The organism is Bradyrhizobium sp. WSM4872, assembly GCF_055811715.1.
Genome location: NZ_JBVVPT010000010.1, coordinates 157,821 through 177,075, shown reverse-complemented (window position 1 = coordinate 177,075; position 19,255 = coordinate 157,821). Strand labels below are relative to the sequence as shown.

General features: G+C 63.5%; 24 protein-coding genes. 3 read left to right on the top strand and 21 right to left on the bottom strand.

The genetic code is table 11. The features are described from left to right. Nucleotides 1-63: 63 nt before the first annotated feature. The 6 genes from AC0L3C_RS16825 to AC0L3C_RS16800 form a co-directional block, all read right to left on the bottom strand. Nucleotides 64-615: a hypothetical protein gene (locus AC0L3C_RS16825; RefSeq protein WP_473280879.1), complete on the bottom strand. Its 552-nt coding sequence runs from the start codon at nt 613-615 to the stop codon at nt 64-66. A gap of 26 nt (nt 616-641) precedes the next feature. Then, a complete protein-coding gene (locus tag AC0L3C_RS16820; protein WP_247360562.1) occupies nt 642-1,295 on the bottom strand; it encodes a tetratricopeptide repeat protein in 654 nt (217 codons plus the stop codon). A gap of 169 nt (nt 1,296-1,464) precedes the next feature. Then, nucleotides 1,465-3,057, bottom strand: a complete 1,593-nt coding sequence (locus AC0L3C_RS16815) for a class I adenylate-forming enzyme family protein (protein WP_473408503.1) — start codon at nt 3,055-3,057, stop codon at nt 1,465-1,467. 80 nt (nt 3,058-3,137) lie between these two features. After that, a complete protein-coding gene (locus tag AC0L3C_RS16810; protein ID WP_473257271.1) occupies nt 3,138-3,722 on the bottom strand; it encodes an NnrU family protein in 585 nt (194 codons plus the stop codon). Nucleotides 3,723-3,792: 70 nt separating this feature from the next. Beyond that, nucleotides 3,793-4,371 carry a hypothetical protein gene (locus AC0L3C_RS16805; protein WP_473408523.1) on the bottom strand — a complete coding sequence of 193 codons (579 nt, stop codon included), beginning with the start codon at nt 4,369-4,371 and terminating at the stop codon, nt 3,793-3,795. Nucleotides 4,372-4,605: 234 nt separating this feature from the next. Continuing rightward, nucleotides 4,606-6,225, bottom strand: a complete 1,620-nt coding sequence (locus tag AC0L3C_RS16800) for a peptide chain release factor 3 (RefSeq protein ID WP_473408502.1) — start codon at nt 6,223-6,225, stop codon at nt 4,606-4,608. A gap of 169 nt (nt 6,226-6,394) precedes the next feature. Here AC0L3C_RS16800 and sugE point away from each other — a divergent pair, with 169 nt between their 5' ends. Beyond that, the gene (sugE, locus tag AC0L3C_RS16795; RefSeq protein ID WP_204510973.1) at nt 6,395-6,709 is read left to right on the top strand and encodes a quaternary ammonium compound efflux SMR transporter SugE; all 315 of its coding nucleotides are present in this window, start codon (nt 6,395-6,397) and stop codon (nt 6,707-6,709) included. Here the strand turns inward: sugE and AC0L3C_RS16790 are convergent. The 7 genes from AC0L3C_RS16790 to AC0L3C_RS16760 all read right to left on the bottom strand — a co-directional run bounded on the left by AC0L3C_RS16790 (nt 6,702) and on the right by AC0L3C_RS16760 (nt 13,185). Beyond that, the gene (locus AC0L3C_RS16790) at nt 6,702-7,709 is read right to left on the bottom strand and encodes an anion permease (protein ID WP_473257276.1); all 1,008 of its coding nucleotides are present in this window, start codon (nt 7,707-7,709) and stop codon (nt 6,702-6,704) included. The two genes, sugE and AC0L3C_RS16790, sit on opposite strands and share 8 nt — an antisense overlap. Before the next feature lie 15 nt (nt 7,710-7,724). Then, on the bottom strand, nt 7,725-8,369 hold the full coding sequence (locus tag AC0L3C_RS16785) for a DUF47 domain-containing protein (RefSeq protein ID WP_007609240.1): 645 nt from the start codon (nt 8,367-8,369) through the stop codon (nt 7,725-7,727). A 158-nt stretch (nt 8,370-8,527) separates the two neighbouring features. Continuing rightward, nucleotides 8,528-9,496: a branched-chain amino acid ABC transporter permease gene (locus AC0L3C_RS16780; RefSeq protein ID WP_007609238.1), complete on the bottom strand. Its 969-nt coding sequence runs from the start codon at nt 9,494-9,496 to the stop codon at nt 8,528-8,530. 1 nt (nt 9,497) lies between these two features. Next, nucleotides 9,498-10,361 (bottom strand): branched-chain amino acid ABC transporter permease, encoded by an 864-nt coding sequence (locus tag AC0L3C_RS16775; protein WP_027517483.1) that lies wholly within the window; start codon nt 10,359-10,361, stop codon nt 9,498-9,500. Between the two features lie 72 nt (nt 10,362-10,433). Beyond that, the gene (locus tag AC0L3C_RS16770) at nt 10,434-11,657 is read right to left on the bottom strand and encodes an ABC transporter substrate-binding protein (protein WP_473257279.1); all 1,224 of its coding nucleotides are present in this window, start codon (nt 11,655-11,657) and stop codon (nt 10,434-10,436) included. 33 nt (nt 11,658-11,690) lie between these two features. Beyond that, complete coding sequence (locus AC0L3C_RS16765; RefSeq protein ID WP_007609233.1) at nt 11,691-12,437, bottom strand: ABC transporter ATP-binding protein; 747 nt, start codon at nt 12,435-12,437, stop codon at nt 11,691-11,693. Then, a complete protein-coding gene (locus tag AC0L3C_RS16760) occupies nt 12,430-13,185 on the bottom strand; it encodes an ABC transporter ATP-binding protein (RefSeq protein WP_018459153.1) in 756 nt (251 codons plus the stop codon). The genes AC0L3C_RS16765 and AC0L3C_RS16760 overlap by 8 nt, the downstream gene beginning before the upstream one ends. Nucleotides 13,186-13,520: 335 nt before the next feature. Between AC0L3C_RS16760 and AC0L3C_RS16755 the strand changes: the two genes are divergently transcribed. After that, nucleotides 13,521-14,204 carry a hypothetical protein gene (locus AC0L3C_RS16755; RefSeq protein WP_473408501.1) on the top strand — a complete coding sequence of 228 codons (684 nt, stop codon included), beginning with the start codon at nt 13,521-13,523 and terminating at the stop codon, nt 14,202-14,204. A 40-nt stretch (nt 14,205-14,244) separates the two neighbouring features. Here the strand turns inward: AC0L3C_RS16755 and AC0L3C_RS16750 are convergent, their stop codons facing one another. After that, the gene (locus AC0L3C_RS16750; protein WP_456764688.1) at nt 14,245-14,598 is read right to left on the bottom strand and encodes an ArsC family reductase; all 354 of its coding nucleotides are present in this window, start codon (nt 14,596-14,598) and stop codon (nt 14,245-14,247) included. A 105-nt stretch (nt 14,599-14,703) separates the two neighbouring features. Between AC0L3C_RS16750 and AC0L3C_RS16745 the strand changes: the two genes are divergently transcribed. Beyond that, nucleotides 14,704-15,075, top strand: coding sequence for a tRNA-binding protein (locus tag AC0L3C_RS16745; RefSeq protein WP_456764689.1), 372 nt, complete (start codon nt 14,704-14,706; stop codon nt 15,073-15,075). 18 nt (nt 15,076-15,093) lie between these two features. Here AC0L3C_RS16745 and AC0L3C_RS16740 read toward each other — a convergent pair whose 3' ends face one another. The 7 genes from AC0L3C_RS16740 to AC0L3C_RS16710 form a co-directional block, all read right to left on the bottom strand. Further along, nucleotides 15,094-15,798, bottom strand: coding sequence for a glutathione S-transferase family protein (locus tag AC0L3C_RS16740; protein WP_473280989.1), 705 nt, complete (start codon nt 15,796-15,798; stop codon nt 15,094-15,096). A gap of 93 nt (nt 15,799-15,891) precedes the next feature. Further along, complete coding sequence (locus tag AC0L3C_RS16735) at nt 15,892-16,035, bottom strand: hypothetical protein (protein WP_007609210.1); 144 nt, start codon at nt 16,033-16,035, stop codon at nt 15,892-15,894. A 114-nt stretch (nt 16,036-16,149) separates the two neighbouring features. Next, nucleotides 16,150-16,815: a DUF429 domain-containing protein gene (locus AC0L3C_RS16730; RefSeq protein ID WP_473257288.1), complete on the bottom strand. Its 666-nt coding sequence runs from the start codon at nt 16,813-16,815 to the stop codon at nt 16,150-16,152. A gap of 34 nt (nt 16,816-16,849) precedes the next feature. Then, nucleotides 16,850-17,197, bottom strand: a complete 348-nt coding sequence (locus AC0L3C_RS16725) for a carboxymuconolactone decarboxylase family protein (RefSeq protein WP_473257291.1) — start codon at nt 17,195-17,197, stop codon at nt 16,850-16,852. Between the two features lie 3 nt (nt 17,198-17,200). Beyond that, nucleotides 17,201-17,722, bottom strand: coding sequence for an RNA polymerase sigma factor (locus tag AC0L3C_RS16720; RefSeq protein WP_473280889.1), 522 nt, complete (start codon nt 17,720-17,722; stop codon nt 17,201-17,203). Beyond that, entirely contained in the window at nt 17,719-17,928 is a 210-nt protein-coding gene (locus AC0L3C_RS16715) for a YgaP family membrane protein (RefSeq protein ID WP_027517471.1), read from the bottom strand. The genes AC0L3C_RS16720 and AC0L3C_RS16715 overlap by 4 nt, the downstream gene beginning before the upstream one ends. Nucleotides 17,929-18,026: 98 nt before the next feature. Beyond that, nucleotides 18,027-19,211, bottom strand: coding sequence for a serine hydrolase domain-containing protein (locus tag AC0L3C_RS16710; RefSeq protein WP_473408500.1), 1,185 nt, complete (start codon nt 19,209-19,211; stop codon nt 18,027-18,029). Between the last annotated feature and the right edge of the window lie 44 nt (nt 19,212-19,255).

The window sequence follows — 19,255 nt, the reverse complement described above, 5'->3', positions numbered from 1 at the left end:
TGAAGACAATTGTTTGAGCATGATCTTTTCGGAAAACCGCTTCACACTTTTCCGGATCATGCTCTAGCGCGAGAAGCTGCCGCTCGGCATCGGTGCCGGGAAGGCGCCCTGCGATTGCTGCTGGGTGGTCTGGGTCGGTTGCGCCTGCTGGACGGGCTGATCGGGCGGCGGCGCGGTGGTGCGCTTGCGCACGATCTTCTGCCTGGGTGGCGGCGTGGCTGCGGGCGGCGCGGCCTCGGGCTGGGCCTCGCCATCGACTTCGCCGGCGGGCGCCTCAGCCGGCGCAACGGCCGCGCTGGCCGGCTGCCTGGTCTTTTTCGCCTTGGCCCCCTTCGCCGGCTTGGCCGGCTCGGGCGGAGGCTCGGTGGGCAGAGCCGCGACGGCGGGTCCGTTCGGATCGGGCTGTTGCTGCGCGCCCTTGTACATATCCTTCGGAACGCCCTGCTCGAGGCCCGGCACGCCTTCCGGGAACACCGGCTTGCGGTCGCCCGGCAGCTTCTTCTTCGTATCGAGGAAGTCGAGCATGTCGCTCGGATCGAAGCTGGAGCAACCGCCCAGCACGCCCGTGAAGGCGATCAGGACGGCGGCTGCGATCAAGCGTGGCGTACGGCGCATATTGGTATCTCGTCTCAGCTCTCGGCTCAGCTCTTCGCTACGGGCGGCAGCAAGGCCTGCAGCGCCTCGGCGCGCGAGCGCAGGCCCGGCGGCGTTTCGCCGTCCTCGGCAATCGCGTCGAGCCATTTGCGGGCCGCGGTCATGTCGTTATTGCGCCAGGCCGACAGCGCCAGCATCTCGCGGGCGGTATGACGGAAGGTCGATTTGGGCGCCGTGGAGGCTTCCAGCCGCTGCTGCATGTCGGCATAGCCGGCGCTGTCGAGCAAGAGACCAGCGGCGCGGATCTTTGCCAGATCCTGCCACTCGCCGCCTACGCTGCGGTCGGCGGCGATGTCGTCATACAGCTTGGCGCCTGCCTTGGGATCGCGGGCCGCCGCCTCGGCCGCAGCACGCAGCCGCGCCAGGGTGCGATAGCCTGATGGAGCCTTGGCTGCGAGCTCGGTGAAGGCCGCCTCGGCCTCCGCATGCTTGTCCTGCTCGGACAGCTCGGCAGCCTTCTCGAAGGCAGCACCGGCCTCGGCAGCCTTCTTGGCCTCCACATACTGGTAAGCGCGCCACCCACCCACGGCGGCGACGATCAGCACCATCAGGGCGATGAACAAAATCGAATACTTGTCCCACAGCTTCTTGAGCTGTTCGCGACGTACTTCCTCGTCGACTTCGTCAAATAATTCAGACACTTATGCTAATCCCATGCCCGTCCGGGTGCGCGCGCCAAAGCGTTCGCGTCAGGAATCCCGTCCCCCACGTGGCGGCGGGGTACCCTAACGATATGGCGGTGGCAAGGCAAAGCGAGCCCGATCAAGGCGTTAACCACCCGAGACAGCCCGGCGAGACCACCTCCCCGGGTCAGTTTCCCAACAGCTCCCGCAGCTGCCGCTTCAGCACCTTGCCGTTGGCGTTGCGCGGCAAGGGCTCCGCGGTGATCACCATGGTTTCCGGGACCTTGTAGTCGGACAGCCGCTCCGCGCACCAGGCACGCAAAGCCTCGCTGTCCACCGGTGCGCGCGCCACCACCACGGCGTGAACGCGTTCGCCCAGCACCGGGCACGTCTTGGCGACGATCGCGCTCTCGACCACGGCCGGGTGGCCGGCCAGCACGGATTCGACCTCGGCCGAATAGATCTTGAGGCCGCCGCGATTGATCATGTCCTTCTGCCGGTCGAACACCCGGACAAATCCCTCCGCGTCGACCGAGCCGAGATCGCCGGAATGCCAGAACCCGCTGGTGAAACTTTCGGCCGTGGCTTTTGAATTGTTCCAGTAGCCCTTGATGACGGAGGCACTCTGGATCCAGAGCTCGCCGATTTCCCCAGATGGCAGCTCACGCCCGTCCGCGTCCATTGCCAGGATGCGTGCACCGGGACACGGCAGGCCGACGCTGTCGATATGGCTTGCCGTCAAGCTGCCCGGCATGATCGTGGACGGCGACGTTGTTTCGGTCGCGCCATAGCAATTCGCCAGCTCGAGGCCCGGAATGATGGCCTTGAGCTTCTCGATGGTGGCAACCGGCATCGGTGCGCCGCCAAAGCCGCCGATGCGCCAGCTCGACAGATCATAGCGCTCGAAATCGGGCTGGAGCAGGCAGAGATTGTACATCGCCGGCACCATCACCGTGTAGGTGACGCGCTCGCGCGCGGCGAGCTTGAGATATTCGGCGGCCTTGAACTCCGGCATGATGATCAGCGCGCCGCCGCAGCAGACCATCGTCGTGATGTTGGCGACGACGCCGGTGACGTGGCCGAGCGGCACCGCCGCGATCGAACGGTCGGCCGCCGTCAATTGCAGGCAGGACACGAAGATCATCGAGGAATGGACGATGTTGCAATGGGCCAGCATCGCGCCCTTCGGCTTGCCTGTCGTGCCGGAGGTGTAGAGGATCATCGCGGTGTCCTCTTCGCTCGTCTCGACCGGCGCCGGGGCCGGCGCGTTGTCGACGAGCACCGCGAAATCCGACAGAGCCGGATCGTCGTCGACGGCGATACGGTGCATCACATCGGGCACGTCTAGTGCTTCCGGTAGCCGCTCCGCGAGTGCCGCCTCGTGGATCAGGATTTTGGCGCCGCAGTCGGCGAGCACATAGGCGATTTCCGGTTTCTGCTGGCGCGTGCTGAGCAGCACCGTGACGAGCCCCTCATGCGCGGCAGCAAATAGAAGCAGCGGGAATTCGACGCGGTTGCCGAGCAGGATTGCGACGCGATCGCCGCGCTGCAATCCGAGCGTGCGAAATCCCGCCGCGATCCGCGCAGCCTGCTCCGCGGCCTGCCGCCAGCTCAGCCGGACATGGCCTGAGATCAGCGCTTCCCCGTCGGGATTGCGGGCGCAGGCGTCCGCGATCATCGCCCACAGGCTCGACGGCCGATCGCAAAATGCCGGCACGACCCGATCGCCGAAACGCGCCTCGAACCGCATCAGCGGGATCTGAGAATGCGACCAGTCCATCGGAATGACCTTGGCTTGTTGCTCTTGTTACCTTGTCACCTTCCGCACATGGGCATGCGGTGCTGTCTTGTGCTGATCAGCTAGCCGCCCATGACGGGAACGCCGATCACGACCGGATGGAACGCAAACGCCAGCGCCAGATAAGCGACGATTCCGACCGCGATCGCGATCAGGTCGTTGGTGACGCCGCCCACCGGAATCGGCGGACCGCCACCATCGGTGCGACGCTTCAGCGTGATGCGGTCATACACCGCCCAGCCGAGGAAGGAGCCGAACAGGATGATGGAGCCGAGGTCGCCATTGGCCAGAAGATGCGCCGCCGCCCACAGCTTGATGCCGGCCAGCATCGGATGCTTCAGCGTCGCATAGATGCGGCCGCGCAGATAGGACGCAACCACCAGGATGACCGCGGGCAGCATCAGCGCGAGCGTGATGTGCTTCAGCGCCTTCGGCGGATACCACACGTCGATCCAGCCGGTCGCGCGGTAGTGGGCAAAGCCCCAGATGATCAACGCGAGCCCCGCGAGCGAGGCAAGCGAATAGAGGATTTTGTAGGTCCCCTCGCCCAGTCTCGCGATGGCCTGCGCGCGCGCCTCGCGTTTCGTCGTGAACACATGCGCCGTGAAAAACAGCGCAAGCCCCAGGATCATAACCAGCAGACCCACGAGATTCTCCCCTCAACCAGCGCCCAGCCCATGGCGTATCATCGATTGGCCGCCGGTCGCAACTGATGCGCTACTTGCCGATCTCGCGATTGTCGACATACCGGATCGCGATCGGCCGCCCGGCGAGGGCACCGCCAAGACCGCCGGTGAATTTCAGCGGCAGGCAGGCGTTCAACGATGAATTGATTGCATTGAGATAGGTCGTTTTCGTCTCGGCGGGCACGCCCGCGGTCGCAAAGGTCAGGCGCGGTGGGCCGATCAGGCCGCCCGACTTGTTGAAGCTGAAACGCACGGCGATCTGCATGCCCGCGCGCGCATTGTCCGATGGTGGCGACCAGCAGGTGCGCAGTTCGGCGAAGAGATCGCCGATCGTATCGAGATCGTGATCCGGCTTTTGGTATTTGGCACGATCGGCCTCCGCTGGCACGCTTTGGATCGTGAGCTGGAGGTTCTGGCCGTAGGGATAGTCGATCTCGGGAATACAGGGACCAGGCTCGAGCGGGCTGCAATAGGACGGCGTGCAGGGCCTGCCGTCGAGAACGCTGCACGGTTCGTGCGAAAACGGAATTGGGTTGATTTGCCGCGGCCGAGCGTCGGCGGCGATCGTCGAGATCGCCAGCAGGAGGAAAACAAGGATGCCGCGCCACATGAAGCGAACTCGCAAGGCCACATGGGTGAACGTGGCATTGCCGTCGGCAACGTCAAGCCTGCGGCTGTTCACATGCGCGCGTCCAAGGACGGTGTCGTCGTCCGGCTTGACCGGACGACCCAGTACTCCGAGACGTTTGTGATTGAGGCGAGAGGCTGCGGCGTACTGGATGCCCCGCCTTCGCGGGGCATGACAGCGGAGGGGGAGTAGCTACAGCGCGGGCGAAGCCACACCCTACCCCTTTTTCTTGACGTCCTTGACGTTGGTGAACTCGATGCCCTCGGCACGTTCCCTGGTGTAGCCGAGATAGAACTCGTTTCGCGCCAGATAGACGGGATCGCCGTCGACATCGTCGGCGATGCTGGAGGTGTTGGCCGCGATGAAGGTGTCGAGCTTCTTGCGGTCGTCCGAAGAAACCCAGCGCGCGAGCTGGAACTCACTGACCTCGAATTCGACCGGCAGGGAATATTCCGCATCCAGCCGTGCCTTGAGCACGTCGAGCTGGAGTGCGCCGACGACGCCAACCAGCGCGGGCGCGCCGTCGCGCGGGCGGAACACCTGCACGACGCCCTCTTCCGACATTTGCTGAAGCGCTTCCTTCAGCTTCTTCGCTTTCATCGCATCGGTGAGACGCACGCGGCGGACGATTTCCGGCGCGAAGCTCGGCACGCCGACGAAGTTGAAATCCTCACCGTCGGTCAGCGTATCGCCGATCCGCAGCGTACCGTGATTGGGAATGCCGACGACGTCGCCGGCATAGGCTTCGTCCGCAACCGAACGATCCTGCGCGAAGAAGAATTGCGGGCTGGACAGCGGCATGCTCTTGCCGGTGCGCACGAGCTTCGCCTTCATGCCGCGACTCAGCTTGCCGGAGCACAGCCGCGCAAAGGCGATGCGGTCGCGGTGGTTGGGATCCATGTTGGCCTGGATCTTGAACACGAAGGCGCTCATGCGCGGGTCGGTGGCTTCGACCTTACGCTGGTCGCTCTCCTGCGCGCGCGGCTCCGGCGCGAACTTGCCGAGTCCTTGCAGCAGGTCGCCGACGCCGAAATTGCGAAGCGCGCTGCCGAAATAAACCGGCGTCAGATGACCCTCGCGAAACGCTTCGAGTTCGAACGGTTTTGAAGCCGCGGTGACGAGCTCGAGCTCGTCCTTGACCGCCGACACGTCGAGATTGGCGTTGAGCTTGGCGAGCTCGGCGATCTCGATCTGCTGCGCCGCGCCGGTCTTGGCGCCGCCGCCTTCGAGCAGGCGCACGCCGCCATTGACGACGTCATAGGTGCCGAGGAACTCGCGGCCGCGGCCGACAGGCCAGGTCATTGGCGTGGTATCGAGCGCCAGCGTCTTCTCGATCTCGTCGAGCAACTCGAAGACGTCGCGGCTCTCGCGGTCCATCTTGTTGATGAAGGTGATGATCGGGATGTCGCGAAGACGACACACCTCGAACAGCTTTCGAGTGCGCGCCTCGATGCCCTTGGCGGCGTCGATCACCATGACGGCGGAATCGACCGCCGTGAGCGTGCGGTAGGTGTCTTCCGAAAAGTCCTCGTGGCCCGGCGTGTCCAGCAGGTTGAAAACGAGGCCCTCGAACTCGAAGGTCATGACCGAGGTCACGACCGAGATGCCGCGCTCGCGCTCGATCTTCATCCAGTCCGAACGCGTGTTGCGCCGCTCGCCCTTGGCCTTCACCTGGCCGGCCAGATTGATGGCGCCACCGAACAGCAGCAGCTTTTCGGTCAGCGTGGTCTTGCCGGCGTCCGGATGCGAGATGATGGCAAAGGTCCGCCGCCGCGACACTTCAGCGGCAAGCGAGGAACGGGCCGTCGATTCGGCTGTGATGGCGACGTCGGACATTGCGGCAGCGTTTGGCAGGGAAAATGAGCCTGATCAAGCCTCATTTGGTGATTGCAGAGCCTTCCGGCCAGCCCCATATCCGGCTTGGGATCAGGTTGGGAGGGACGGCCCTCCCTTCCCATCAGCACGCCAGTCGCGGGGACGACCCTGCCTTGAATGGAGGGTCGCCATGGCCTGGAGCATCCTGTTCGTCGCCGGTCTGCTTGAGGTCTCCTGGGCGATCGGCCTCAAATACACCGAGGGATTCACCAAGCTCGTTCCGTCGGTCCTCACGCTTGGCGCCATGGCCGGCAGCATCATCCTGCTCGGGCTCGCCCTCAAATCGCTCCCGATTGGAACCGCTTATGCAGTCTGGACCGGCATCGGCGCGGTCGGTACCGCGACACTCGGCATCATCCTGTTCGGCGAGCCGGCCACCGCGTTCCGCCTCGCCAGCATCGGGCTGATCGTCGCCGGGATCGTCGGACTGAAGCTGGTTACCTGAGGAAGATCTTGACCGCCCACCAGCTCAGCGCGGCGACGATGGCCGAGGCCGGCATCGTGATCACCCAGGCATAGACGATCGAGCTGGCGACGTTCCAGCGCACCGCCGAGAGGCGGCGGGCGGCGCCGACGCCGACGATGGCGCCGGTGATGGTGTGGGTGGTCGAGACGGGAACGCCGAGGAAGGTCGCCATGAACAGGGTCGCGGCACCGCCGGTCTCGGCGCAAAAGCCCTGCATCGGGGTCAGCTTGGTGATGCGCAGGCCCATGGTCCGAACGATGCGCCAGCCGCCCATCAGCGTCCCCATCGCCATCGCGGCCTGGCACGAGAGCACCACCCAGAAGGGGACGAAGAATTCGCCGCCGAGCTGGCCCTGCGAATAGAGCAGCACGGCGATGATGCCCATGGTCTTCTGCGCATCGTTGCCGCCATGGCCGAGCGAATAGAGCGAGGCGGAGGCGAATTGCAGGATGCGGAAGGCGCGATCCACGGCAAAGGGCGTGGAGCGCACCGATGCCCAGGAGACGATCGCAACCAGCATCATCGCGAGCAGGAAGCCGACGAGCGGAGACAGCACGATGGCGATCACCGTCTTGGACAATCCGCTCCAGACCGCCGCCGAAAGGCCGGCTTTGGCTACGCCTGCACCAAACAAGCCGCCGATCAATGCGTGAGACGAGGACGATGGGATCCCGAGTGCCCATGTCACCAAGTTCCAGACGATGGCGCCGACGAGCGCAGCGAAAATCACCTGAGCATCCACGATCGCGGGATCGATGATGCCGGTGCCGATGGTCTGCGCGACGTGCAGCCCGAACACCATGAAGGCGACGAAATTGAAGAACGCGGCCCAGAACACCGCGTATTGCGGCCGCAGCACGCGGGTCGAGACGATGGTCGCAATCGAATTGGCGGCGTCGTGCAGGCCGTTCAGGAAGTCGAACAGCAGCGCGACGGCGATCAATCCGACCAGGACGGGAAGACCCAACGCAACATCCACGGCGTGGCCCCTGCCCTAAACTTGCTCGATGACGATGCTGTTGATCTCGTTCGCGACGTCGTCGAAACGGTCGGCGACTTTCTCGAGATGGTCGTAGATCTCCGCGCCGACGATGAAATCCATCGCGTTGCCGTCGCGATGCTTGAGGAACAGTTCCTTCAGCCCGATATCATGGAGATCGTCGACACGGCCTTCCAGCTTGCCCAGTTCTTCCGTGATCGCAGTCAGCATGGCCACGTTCTGACCGATCTTCTGCATCAGCGGCAGCGCACGGCCGACCAGATTGGCGCATTCGATCAAAAGCCCGCCGATCTCCCGCATCGGCGGTTCGAAGCTGCGGACCTCGAACAGCATCACGGCCTTGGCGGTCTGTTGCATCTGGTCGATGGCGTCGTCCATCGAGGTGATCAGGTTCTTGATGTCGCCGCGGTCGAACGGGGTGATGAAGGTACGGCGCACCGCCGTCAGCACCTCACGAGTGATGTTGTCCGCATCGTTCTCAAACTGGTTGACGCGCTGGCAATAGACCGGCGTCTCCTCGCCCCCGTTGAGCATGCTCTGGAGCGCGATCGAGCCCTGGATCACGGTCTGGGCGTGGCGGTCGAACAGGTCGAAGAACCGTTCTTCCTTGGGCAGGAAAGCGCGAAACAATCGCATCATGGGAGAGAAACTACCGGTTGGATGATGGCCCGGCCCAGGCGGGCCGTCATGAAACTGTCATAGACCATTTTCGATCCACGCGCGTGCCACCTCACGCCCGTGGAGCCGGATCATCCACCGCTTTCGCGCATCAACCCATCTTCCATTATATCAATGACTTACAGCGATCGCCGGAAGTAATGCGCGATTTCGCCGATGACGCCACGGCGGAAGGTGAGCACGCAGATCACGAAGATCGAGCCCTGGATCACGGTCACCCACTGGCCGAACCCCGCCAAATATTGCTGCATGGCGATGATCACGAAGGCACCAACCACGGGACCGAACACGGTTCCGAGTCCGCCGACCAGCGTCATCAGCACGACTTCGCCCGACATCGACCAGTGCACGTCGGTGAGCGAGGCATTCTGCGCCACGAAGACTTTCAGCGCACCGGCAAAGCCGGCCAGCGTGCCCGAGAGGACGAAAGCCAGGAATTTGTACTGATCGGTGCGGTAACCCAGCGAGATCGCGCGCGGCTCGTTCTCGCGGATCGCCTTGAGGACTTCGCCGAACGGTGAGTTGATGATGCGGAAGATCAGCAGGAAGCCGGCGAGGAAGCCGACCAGAACCACGTAGTAGAGCACGGTCGGCTTGGTCAGATCGAAGACGCCGAACATGCGTCCCTGCGGGATGCCCTGGATGCCGTCTTCACCATGGGTGAACGGCGCCTGGAGGTAGATGAAGTACAAAAGCTGCGATAGCGCCAGCGTGATCATCGAGAAATAGATGCCCTGGCGGCGGATCGAGATATAGCCCGTGATGAGCGAGAGCACGAAGGCACCGGCGACGCCGACGAGGATGCCGAGTTCGGGCGGCAGCGCCCAGACCTTCAGCGCGTGCGCGCTGCAATAGCCGGCCGTCCCTAAGAACATCGCATGGCCGAAGGACAGTAGACCGCCGTAGCCGATCAGGAGATTGAAGGCGCAGGCGAGCAGCGCGAAGCACAGCGCCTGCATCACGAAGAACGGGTAGACCCCCGTGAATGGCACCGAAGCCAGCAGCAGCGCCATCACCACGAACACGATCATCTCATCGCGGATCGAGCGCGGGGTTACCGGCAGCGTGTCGTCCGTCAAGGCTGTCATATCAGGCCGCCCTTCCCGTCAATCCCGTTGGCTTCACCAAGAGCACCAGCACCATCAGCACGAACACGACGGTGTTGGAGGCCTCGGGGTAGAAATACTTGGTCATGCCCTCGATCACACCGAGCGCAAAGCCGGTGATGATGGAGCCCATGATCGATCCCATGCCGCCGATCACGACCACCGCGAACACCACGATGATGAGGTCGGCGCCCATCAGCGGCCGCACCTGGTTGATCGGCGCCGACAGCACGCCGGCAAGCGCGGCCAGGCCGACACCCAAACCATAGGTCAGCGTGATCATGCGCGGCACGTTGACGCCGAAGGCGCGCACCAACGTGGGGTTTTCAGTCGCGGCACGCAAATAGGCGCCGAGCCGCGTCTTCTCGATCAGGAACCAGGTCGCAATACACACGATCAGCGAGAAGATGACGACCCAGCCGCGATAGATAGGCAGGAACATGAAGCCGAGATTCATGCCGCCCTTGAGCTGGTCCGGAATGGCGTAAGGCATGCCAGAGGAGCCGAAATAGTTCTGGAACACGCCCTGCACGATCAGCGCAATGCCGAAGGTCAGGAGCAGGCCGTAGAGATGGTCGAGCCCCGTCAGCCATTGCAGCATGGTCCGTTCCAGGATCATGCCGAAGATGCCGACGATGATCGGGGCAAGCAGCAACGCCCACCAGTAGTTGATGCCGCCGATGTTCAGCAGGAAGTAGGCGACGAACGCGCCCATCATGTAGAGCGCACCGTGGGCGAAATTGATGATGTTGAGCATGCCGAAGATCACGGCAAGCCCGAGACTGAGCAGCGCGTAGAACGAGCCGTTGATCAGTCCCACCAGTAGCTGAGCGTAAAGAGCCTGCATCGATCCCGCACCCGGTCCCTTCGGCGTTCCCTGAAAGTCGCCCGCAGGCCTGATGGCCTGCGGGCGGTTAGCTTACTTCTTCAACAGCGCGCACTTGCTCTCGGACAGCGGCGTGAAGGCCTGGTCGCCCGGCACCGTGCCGACCAGCTTGTAGAAGTCCCACGGTCCCTTGGACTCGGAGGGCTTCTTCACCTCGAACAGATAGGCATTGTGGATGGTGCGGCCGTTGGGCTGGATCTCGCCCTTGCCGAACAGATCGTCTTCCGTCGGCATCGACTTCATCTTCTCGACGACCTTGGCGCCGTCATGCGGGTTGCCGCCGAGCGCTTCCAGTGCCTTGAAATAGTGACGCACGCCCGCATAGACGCCGGCCTGCACCATGGTGGGCGGCGCATTGTTCTTCATCTTCTCGGCGAAGCGCTTCGAGAACGCCCGGGTCTGGTCGTTCATGTCCCAGTAGAAGGTCTCGGTGAAGTTGAGGCCCTGAGCGGTCTCGAGCCCGATCGCCTTGACGTCGGTGAGGAACAGCAGCAGCGCCGCGAGCTTCTGGCCGCCCTTGACGATGCCGAACTCGGCCGCCTGCTTGATCGTGTTGGTGGTGTCGCCGCCGGCATTGGCAAGGCCGATGATCTTGGCCTTGGAGGCCTGCGCCTGCAGCAGGAAGGACGAGAAGTCCGGCGTGTTCAGCGGGTGCTTGACGCCGCCGACCACCTTGCCGCCGTTGGCGGTGATGACCGCGGTGGTGTCGCGCTCCAGCGCCGCGCCGAAGGCGTAGTCGGCGGTCAGGAAGAACCAGGTGTCGCCACCGGCCTTCACCAGAGCCTGGCCGGTGGTGTGGGCCAGCATGTAGGTGTCGTAGGTCCAGTGCACCGTGTTGGGCGAGCACTGCGCGTTGGTGAGGTCCGAAGTCGCAGCACCCGAGTTGATATAGACGCCGTTCTTTTCCTTGACGACGTTGTTGACCGCGAGCGCCACGCCGGAATTCGGTACGTCGACGATGAGGTCAACCTTGTCGACGTCGAACCATTGCCGCGCGATCGCGGTGCCGATGTCGGGCTTGTTCTGGTGATCACCAGAGATGATGTCGATCTTCCAGCCCTTCGCGGCCAGGCCGGAATCTTCAATGGCCATCTGCGCGGCGAGCGTCGAGCCCGGTCCGCCGAGATCGGCATAGAGCCCGGACTGATCGGACAGCGCGCCGATCTTGACGGTCTTGTCCTGCGCGAAGGCTGCACCGGCGGCGGTCACGGCCAGCGCCGTGCCGAGCAGAAACGACGCAATCGACTTTGTCATCATGCTACTTCCCTACGAATCTTTTTGTTGGCAGTTCTAGACACCGAGATAGGTGTGGAGCTTGTCCATGTTGGCGGCAAGCTCCGCATTGGAAAATCCGTCAATGATCTTGCCGTGCTCGACCACGTAATAGCGGTCGGCGACGGTGGATGCGAACCGGAAGTTCTGCTCGACCAGGAGGATCGTAAAACCCTCCTTCTTGAGCCGCGCAATGGTGTGGCCGATCTGCTGGATGATGACGGGCGCGAGACCCTCGGTCGGCTCGTCCAGCATCAGGAAATTCGCGCCGGTGCGCAGGATGCGCGCGATCGCGAGCATCTGCTGCTCGCCGCCGGAGAGCTTGGTCCCCTGGCTGTTGAGCCGTTCCTTCAGGTTCGGAAACAGATCGAAGATCTGCTCGAGCGGCAATCCGCCGGGACGCACCACCGGCGGCAACAGCAGGTTCTCCCGCACGTCGAGGCTGGCGAAAATTCCCCGCTCTTCCGGGCAGAACGCGATTCCCATCCGCGCGATCTTGTCCGAGGTCGTACGGATGATGTCCTGGTTGTTGAACTTCACCGAGCCGGTGCGCTTGCCGATGATGCCCATGATCGACTTCAGCGTGGTGGTCTTGCCCGCGCCGTTGCGCCCGAGCAGGGTGACGACCTCGCCCGCGTTCACGTCGAAGTTGATCCCGTGCAGGATGTGGGACTCGCCATACCAGGCTTCCAGGTTGCGGACCTGGAGGAGGTTGCCGCCGCTCGCAGCCTTTGCGGGAGCTTCCGCCGTTGCAGTCTCAGCCATGACCGGCTCCCAGATAGGCTTCCTTGACGCGTTCGTCCTTGGTGAGCTCGCTGTAATGGCCCTGCGCGAGCACCTGCCCGCGCGTCAACACGGTGATGATGTCGGAGAGATTGGCCACGACGCTCAGATTATGCTCGACCATCAGGATGGTGTATTTCGCGGAGATGCGCTTGATCAGCGCCGCGATCTTGTCGATGTCCTCGTGGCCCATGCCGGCCATCGGCTCGTCCAGCAGCATCATCTCGGGGTCGAGCGCGAGCGTGGTTGCGATCTCCAGTGCGCGCTTGCGCCCGTAGGGCATCTCGACCGCGGGCGTATTGGAAAACTCGCTGAGGCCGACATCGTTCAACAGCTCGCGCGCGCGATCGTTGAACTGGTTGAGCACGGATTTGGAGCGCCAGAAATCGAAGGAGCTGCCGTGCTGGCGCTGAAGCGCGACGCGGACGTTTTCCAGCGCGGTGAGATGGGGAAATACCGCCGAAATCTGGAACGAGCGAACCAGTCCCAGGCGCGCCACGTCGGCGGGCGCCATCGCGGTAATGTCCTGCCCCTTGTACAGGATTTTTCCGGCAGACGGTTTGAGGAACTTGGTCAAAAGATTGAAGCACGTCGTCTTGCCGGCGCCGTTCGGGCCGATCAACGCGTGAATGCTCCCACGGCGAACCTTGAGCGCAACGTCGCGGACGGCGAAGAAGCCCGCGAACTCCTTGGTCAAGCCTTCCGTTTCGAGAATGAACTCATCGGCCAAACAGTTTTCCCCCTGCCCGCACAACGCGCGTGGCTATCCTTGTTGCTTCGGCTTTCCGGAGGCCTTGGAGCCACTCCCTGAAGCCCATCCGGAACGCCGCCTCCGGGCGCGGAATATGCCGGAGGTGACGGGGGTTAGGCAAGGCGGAAAGCTGAGCAGGTCAGGCCTCCGGCCGGGAGACTTATGCTCCCTTAGTCGGACGTGTTTTGATGTCGCGCCTGCCCGGCCTCCCGGTTCGCAAAGCGCCGGTCATCAAGCCGTCGTTAACGGTCTTTCGTTCCATGCGCCAGCCTTCATGGAAAATTTTCCCGCGGCGAGGATCATGCGCGGGTTTCATGCGTCCGGAATTTCTATTCGTCGGGAATATTGTCTTGGATTTTGCAAGCGCCGCTCCTTCCGTGGTCAAGTCGATCAGGCAGCGTGATCTCCTGAACACGTGGCTGCGGCTCTATGCGCGCGAGCAGACGGCCCCGGCGATCTGGGAGTACCAGCCTGCGCGGCTCGAGGAAGAGCTCTCCGATCTGATCTACTATACGGTGGACATTTCGACGCCGACACCGCGTCTGACCATCCAGAGCGAAGGTACGCGCATCTCGCGCGCCTATGGACACACCGGCAAGGGCGCTCTGCTCGACGACTATATCGGACCGCGTCTCGCGCCCCTGGTGATGCCGGTCTATCATGAATGCGTGGCGCGCGGGCTGCCTGTCTACAGCGTTGCCGACGTCGATGACATCTACGGCCGTATCGTCGCCTATGAGCGCCTGCTGCTGCCGTTCCAGACTGACGGCAAGGTCTGTCACATCATCGCGTCGCTCAAGACCTTCTGCGAGGACGGCGGCTTCGAGATCAAGAATCTGATGCGCGGAAATGACGCGCTGCCGCGCCCGAGGTTGCGCGCGGTGATCGACCGCGACCTGTTCCACCGCACCCCCGGCCGCATCGCGCCGGCCGAGTTGGTCGAGTTCGCGGACCAGCAGGGCTCCGGTGTTCCCACCGAGATCATCGAGCTGAACTAGCGGGTCAGCGCGATTTGGCGGCGGCTTCCTTGGTCGTGACTTACTTGGTCGTGACTTCCTTGGCATAGACGTCCGGCTTGAAGCCGACCAGCAGCTTGCCGCCAACTTCAAGCACCGGTCTCTTGATCATCGATGGTTGCGCTAGCATCAACGCCTGCGCCTTTTTCTCCGAAAGGCCTTCCTTGTCGGCATCGGGCAGCTTCTTGAAGGTCGTTCCGGCGCGATTGAGCAGCGTCTCCCAACCGACCTTGTCGCTCCACTGCTTGAGCTTGTCCTTATCCACCCCCGTCGCCTTGTAGTCGTGGAACGTGTAGGCGACACCATGGGTGTCGAGCCAGGCGCGTGCCTTCTTCATGGTGTCGCAGTTCTTGATGCCGTAGATGATGTTGGGCAAAACGTTCCTCGCGCATCCGTCGTGTCGTGATCCCAAGGCGTTGTACGCAACTCCGGTTCGCGCGACAATATTGCGAACGATGCCATCTCTTGGAATGGACACTCCATGCACGTCACCCACGATCCAGGCGCGACTGCGTCGCCGACCATCGACTTCGACACTTTTCTCGCGGTCGATATCCGCGTCGGCACCATCGTCGATGCAAAGCCGTTCCCGGAGGCGCGCAAGCCGGCTTGGCGGCTGTGGATCGACTTCGGCCCCGCGATCGGCGTGCGCAAGAGCTCTGCGCAGATCACCGAGAACCATCCGCTTGAAACGCTGGTGGGCCAACAGGTTGCTGCGGTCGTGAATTTCCCGCCGCGCCAGATCGGCCCTGTTGTCTCGGAGGTGCTGACCCTCGGTTTCCCCGATGCCGACGGCAAGGTCGTTCTGGTGCAGCCAAGCAAGCCTGTGCCAAACGGCGGACGGCTGTTCTAGCCTCAAGCCGCTTCGACCTTACGGCCGCTTCGGAATGTTCAGCCCGCGCTCGACCGCCGGACGCGCCAGCCCGCGTTCGAGCCAGGCGGCGAGGGATTTGAACTGGCTGAACTCGACGAGATCGCCGGCGCCGTAGAAGCCGATGAGGTTGCGCACCCAGCCGAGCACGGAGATGTCGGCGATGGTGTAGTCGTCGTCCATGAACCATTGCCGGCCGGCAAGATGCATCTCCATCACCCCGAGCAGCCGCTTGGCCTCGCCCACGTAGCGCTCGAGCGGCCGCTTGTCCTCGAAGTCCTTGCCGGCGAATTTGTGGAAAAAGCCGACCTGGCCGAACATCGGCCCGATCCCACCCATCTGGAAATGCAGCCACTGGAGGGTCTGGTAGCGGCGCGCGGGATCCTGCGGCAGCAGCTTGTCGGTCTTCTCCGCGAGGTATTGCAGGATCGCCCCGGATTCGAACAGCGGCAGCGGCCTGCCGCCGGGACCATTGGGATCGAGGATCGCCGGGATCTTGCCGTTCGGATTGAGCGAGAGAAATTCCGGCGTCTTCTGGTCGTCCTTGCCGAAATCGACGAGATGGACCTCGTAGGGAAGCCCGATCTCTTCCAGCATGATCGAGACCTTGACGCCGTTCGGCGTCGGCAGCGAATAGAGCTGGAGCAGCTCCGGGTGCTTGGCCGGCCAGCGCTCGGTGACGGGAAAGGCGGACAGATCGGACATCAGGACCCCGGCTTCGTTCATGAGATGCCGCCTAGTTTAGGCAAGCGGACGAACGACGCAAGGTCGAGTGGTCAGATCATTTTCCCGCACAGGTCACAACGGCCGCAGCAAATGGTTGGTGGCGTGCATCACGTCGCGCTGTGCGCGTTGTTCGATGAAAAGTTGGCCGGTGACGAGCAGTGCTCCGGTGAACACGAGCGCAAGCATCGCGGTCGCGAATTGACTGGCATCCCTCATCGGACGAGCTTCTCCGTGTTCGGTTCGCACGAGGAACGCGGGCCGGCCATCGTCTGTTCCTGCAAGCTTCAAATAAATTGCAGCTTTTTCCCGATCCCTCGCACCCCGACGGCCTCAATAATTGATCTCCATCCGCAAGCCCCGCGGGTCGGTCTCCTCACCGCCGAACCGCTGCGTGCTGTCGCGCGCCGCGATCGCGCAGCCACAGGCGTCGATGAGGTCGTCGCGGCCGATGCCGGTGCCGTGCCGTTGAGTCAGCCATTTCGGCAAACGCGCGAAGCCGCGCTGCTCCAGGAGTGCGATGCGCTGCTCGCGGCCCTCCGCCGATGTCTTCTTTGCAAGCCGGGCCCGCCCAGCCAGATTCCAAAAAATCAATTCCGGATGCGCTTCGCCGATGGTCGCCTGCCGCGTCGGCGTCATGATCTCGTCGACGTCCCTGATCTTGTCCCTGATGTTCCAGAGCTGCGCCGACACGCCCCTGCCCTTGCCCTCGCACTCCCAGTAGTGGCGATTGGCTGCCGCCATATCGGAGAACGTCCAGAGATCGCGGCGTGCGCCGAGAAACACGGCGGGACCGACCAGCTCGCGTGCGCGCAAATCACAGATGCGGTATCCGCTCCATTTCAATCCGATCGGCATGTCGATCATCGCGCGCGCATGCGGCAGCGCGAGCAGCCGCGCGAGACCCGGCGAATAATCGAAGCCGTGATCGCCGCGCTCGTCGATCCAGGCGGCGACCCAGCCGGAGCGAAATCCGTCAAGGCCGAGATAGTTTGGCAAATTCCTGATCCCTGACGGACATCCGCCCGCTCCCCTATCGCAGTTCCTCGCCCCGGTGCCGCTCGAACAGGCGCTGCGCCAGCAACGCGTGGCCGAGCGTGCCGCCGGCGCGAACCGCCGCCGCAATCAGCGCGGCTTCCGCGATTTCTTCGCGCGTTACACCGGCTTTCGCCGCTTGCGCCGTGTGCACGTCGACGCAATAGGCGCACTGCGTGGTGAGCGCGACGGCGAGCGAGATCAGCTCGCGATATTTTGGCGGGATCAATCCATCCTTGCGCTCGACGGCGTGGTTGAACGCAAGGAACGCGTTGGCCTCGACCGGCGCGAGCGCCACGAAGGCCGGGATGGATTTCAGATCGTCAGGGCTTTGATAACAGGCCATGGCTCACCTCGTCAGATATTCGCGCATCAGGGCGCGGGCGCGATGCAAGCGGGCCTTCACGGCCTGCCGGGTCACACCGAGTGCGACGGCGATTTCCTCGATGGTCATTTCCTTGACGTCGCGCATCAGCGCGACATCGCGGTAGTGCGGCGGCAGTGCCTCGAAGGCCGCCGCGACGTCGAGCCGCAAATCGGCTTCAGGACGCGACAGCAGCAGCGCCTCCGCCTCTCCGTCGTCGATCGCCGACGCGAGGCCTGCCTTGCGGGCGAGCCGCAGGCATTCGCGGCGGACCACACTGAACAGCCAGGCCGAAAACGCCAGCCACGAGCGGATCGTGCCGACATGGCGAAACAGGATCCATAGCGCCTCCTGCGTCGCATCCTCGGCATCCGCCGAGCTGCGACAGGTGGCGCGGGCATAGCGGCGGATGTTCGGCTGCGCCGTCTCGAGCAGAGACGCGATCGCCTGGGGATCGCCGAGGCGCGCGGCCTCGAACAGGTCCGGCGAGATCACGGTGGCGCTCACGACACGCCTCCCCTTCCGATGCCGGCCATCGCACACATCGGACAATAGCCGACGAGGCCGGTCAGCGCGAAGCCGGCGCCGCCGAGCGCAACCAGCCAAGCCGCGGCGCCGGTAAGATATACGAATGCCGCGACGGCCACCGCGACGCCCAAGGCGATCCGCACGGCCTGATGCAGGCCCCCGATGTTCTTCCTGTAAAATGCCATCACATCCTCCGACATAAGCCGAAGCAAAATGCCTCGACCGTCAAGAGAGGGCGCGACGACTAGAAAGGATTCGCGGCAACATGCAGTTTTTTTCGCGATCAGCCTCCGACGGCCTGATAGGCCAGCCGCTTGAATTCGAAGAAGAACGGATTCCAGAAGCCCATGTAGCGCTGCGTCATCAGCACACCGGCGGTATTGGCCTGCGGGCAGATCCACCAATGGGTGCCGGCAAGGCCGCCCCACTGGAATTCGCCGGTCGAATTCGGAGGATCGAACGGCATCGGCGCGAAGGTGACGGCGCCGCCGAGGCCAAAACCCTTGCCGGGGATCGGGCCGAGATTGGCGAAGCGGATGTTCTCGCCGGCGGGCAGCTGGTTCGTCATCATCAGCCGCAGCGTCTCCGGCTTCAGCAGCGCATCCGAGCCCGGGAGCAGCGCGCGGACCAGAGCAAGCATGTAGGGCAAGGTCGAGACCAGTCCGCCGCCGCCCGACAGCCGCGGGAATTGCCGCCGATAGGCCTGCGGATAAGGCAGGTCGTCGGCCCGGGCGAGGCCGGGCTTCATGGGATCGAGCACATCCGTGCCGTTGTAGAGCGCGACCAGCCTGCCCTGCTGCGCGTCCGGCACGTGGAAGCCGGTGTCGGTCATGCCGAGCGGCTCGAAGATGCGCGCCTTGAGGACGGCGTCGAGCGGCTTGCCGGAGACGACCTCCACGACACGCCCGAGCACGTCGGTCGCCACCGAATATTCCCAGGACGCGCCGGGATGAAAGGACAGCGGCAGATCGGCGAGCTGGTCGATCATGTCGGTCAGCGGCGTCAACGGATTGAGAACGCGCGCCTCGTTATAGCCTTTGAACAGCACCGTACCGGGATCGAAGATGCCGTAGCTGAGGCCGGAGGTATGGGTCAGAAGCTGCCGGATCGTGATCGGGCTTTTCGCCGGCTCGACGTCGGCAAGGCTCAAAGCGCCCGGCTTCAGAACCTTGCGATTGCCGAGTTGCGGCAGGAATTTCTCGACAACGTCCTCGAGCCCGATGCGGCCTTCCTCGACCAGCAGCATGATCGCGCAGGTGACGAAGATCTTGGTGTTGGAAAACGCGCGAAAAATGTGGTCGGGCCGCAGCGCGGTGCTCGCCTCGCGATCCGCAAAACCGACGCACTGCTGATCGACGACCTCGCGGCCCCGCAGCACCGCCCAGGATGCACCGGGAATGATCTCCTGATCGACGTAACGCTGCATTGCCGTCCGCGTGGCGGAAAAATCAGGTGTTCTGGCGTCCATGTGCTTCCCCCAATGATGGTTGGGATCGATATAGCGTGAATTCG

What these genes read in the sequence shown, in the direction of transcription:
- AC0L3C_RS16755 (WP_473408501.1), top strand. Translation starts at nt 13,521, where the DNA reads ATGCGTCCGGAATTTCTATTCGTCGGGAATATTGTCTTGGATTTTGCA.
- AC0L3C_RS16785 (WP_007609240.1), bottom strand. Translation starts at nt 8,369, where the DNA reads ATGATGCGATTGTTTCGCGCTTTCCTGCCCAAGGAAGAACGGTTCTTC.
- AC0L3C_RS16780 (WP_007609238.1), bottom strand. Translation starts at nt 9,496, where the DNA reads ATGACAGCCTTGACGGACGACACGCTGCCGGTAACCCCGCGCTCGATC.
- AC0L3C_RS16765 (WP_007609233.1), bottom strand. Translation starts at nt 12,437, where the DNA reads ATGGCTGAGACTGCAACGGCGGAAGCTCCCGCAAAGGCTGCGAGCGGC.
- AC0L3C_RS16745 (WP_456764689.1), top strand. Translation starts at nt 14,704, where the DNA reads ATGCACGTCACCCACGATCCAGGCGCGACTGCGTCGCCGACCATCGAC.
- AC0L3C_RS16725 (WP_473257291.1), bottom strand. Translation starts at nt 17,197, where the DNA reads ATGGCCTGTTATCAAAGCCCTGACGATCTGAAATCCATCCCGGCCTTC.
- AC0L3C_RS16825 (WP_473280879.1), bottom strand. Translation starts at nt 615, where the DNA reads ATGCGCCGTACGCCACGCTTGATCGCAGCCGCCGTCCTGATCGCCTTC.
- AC0L3C_RS16715 (WP_027517471.1), bottom strand. Translation starts at nt 17,928, where the DNA reads ATGGCATTTTACAGGAAGAACATCGGGGGCCTGCATCAGGCCGTGCGG.
- AC0L3C_RS16775 (WP_027517483.1), bottom strand. Translation starts at nt 10,361, where the DNA reads ATGCAGGCTCTTTACGCTCAGCTACTGGTGGGACTGATCAACGGCTCG.
- sugE (WP_204510973.1), top strand. Translation starts at nt 6,395, where the DNA reads ATGGCCTGGAGCATCCTGTTCGTCGCCGGTCTGCTTGAGGTCTCCTGG.
- AC0L3C_RS16770 (WP_473257279.1), bottom strand. Translation starts at nt 11,657, where the DNA reads ATGATGACAAAGTCGATTGCGTCGTTTCTGCTCGGCACGGCGCTGGCC.
- AC0L3C_RS16735 (WP_007609210.1), bottom strand. Translation starts at nt 16,035, where the DNA reads ATGAGGGATGCCAGTCAATTCGCGACCGCGATGCTTGCGCTCGTGTTC.
- AC0L3C_RS16710 (WP_473408500.1), bottom strand. Translation starts at nt 19,211, where the DNA reads ATGGACGCCAGAACACCTGATTTTTCCGCCACGCGGACGGCAATGCAG.
- AC0L3C_RS16800 (WP_473408502.1), bottom strand. Translation starts at nt 6,225, where the DNA reads ATGTCCGACGTCGCCATCACAGCCGAATCGACGGCCCGTTCCTCGCTT.
- AC0L3C_RS16815 (WP_473408503.1), bottom strand. Translation starts at nt 3,057, where the DNA reads ATGGACTGGTCGCATTCTCAGATCCCGCTGATGCGGTTCGAGGCGCGT.
- AC0L3C_RS16805 (WP_473408523.1), bottom strand. Translation starts at nt 4,371, where the DNA reads ATGTGGCGCGGCATCCTTGTTTTCCTCCTGCTGGCGATCTCGACGATC.
- AC0L3C_RS16740 (WP_473280989.1), bottom strand. Translation starts at nt 15,798, where the DNA reads ATGTCCGATCTGTCCGCCTTTCCCGTCACCGAGCGCTGGCCGGCCAAG.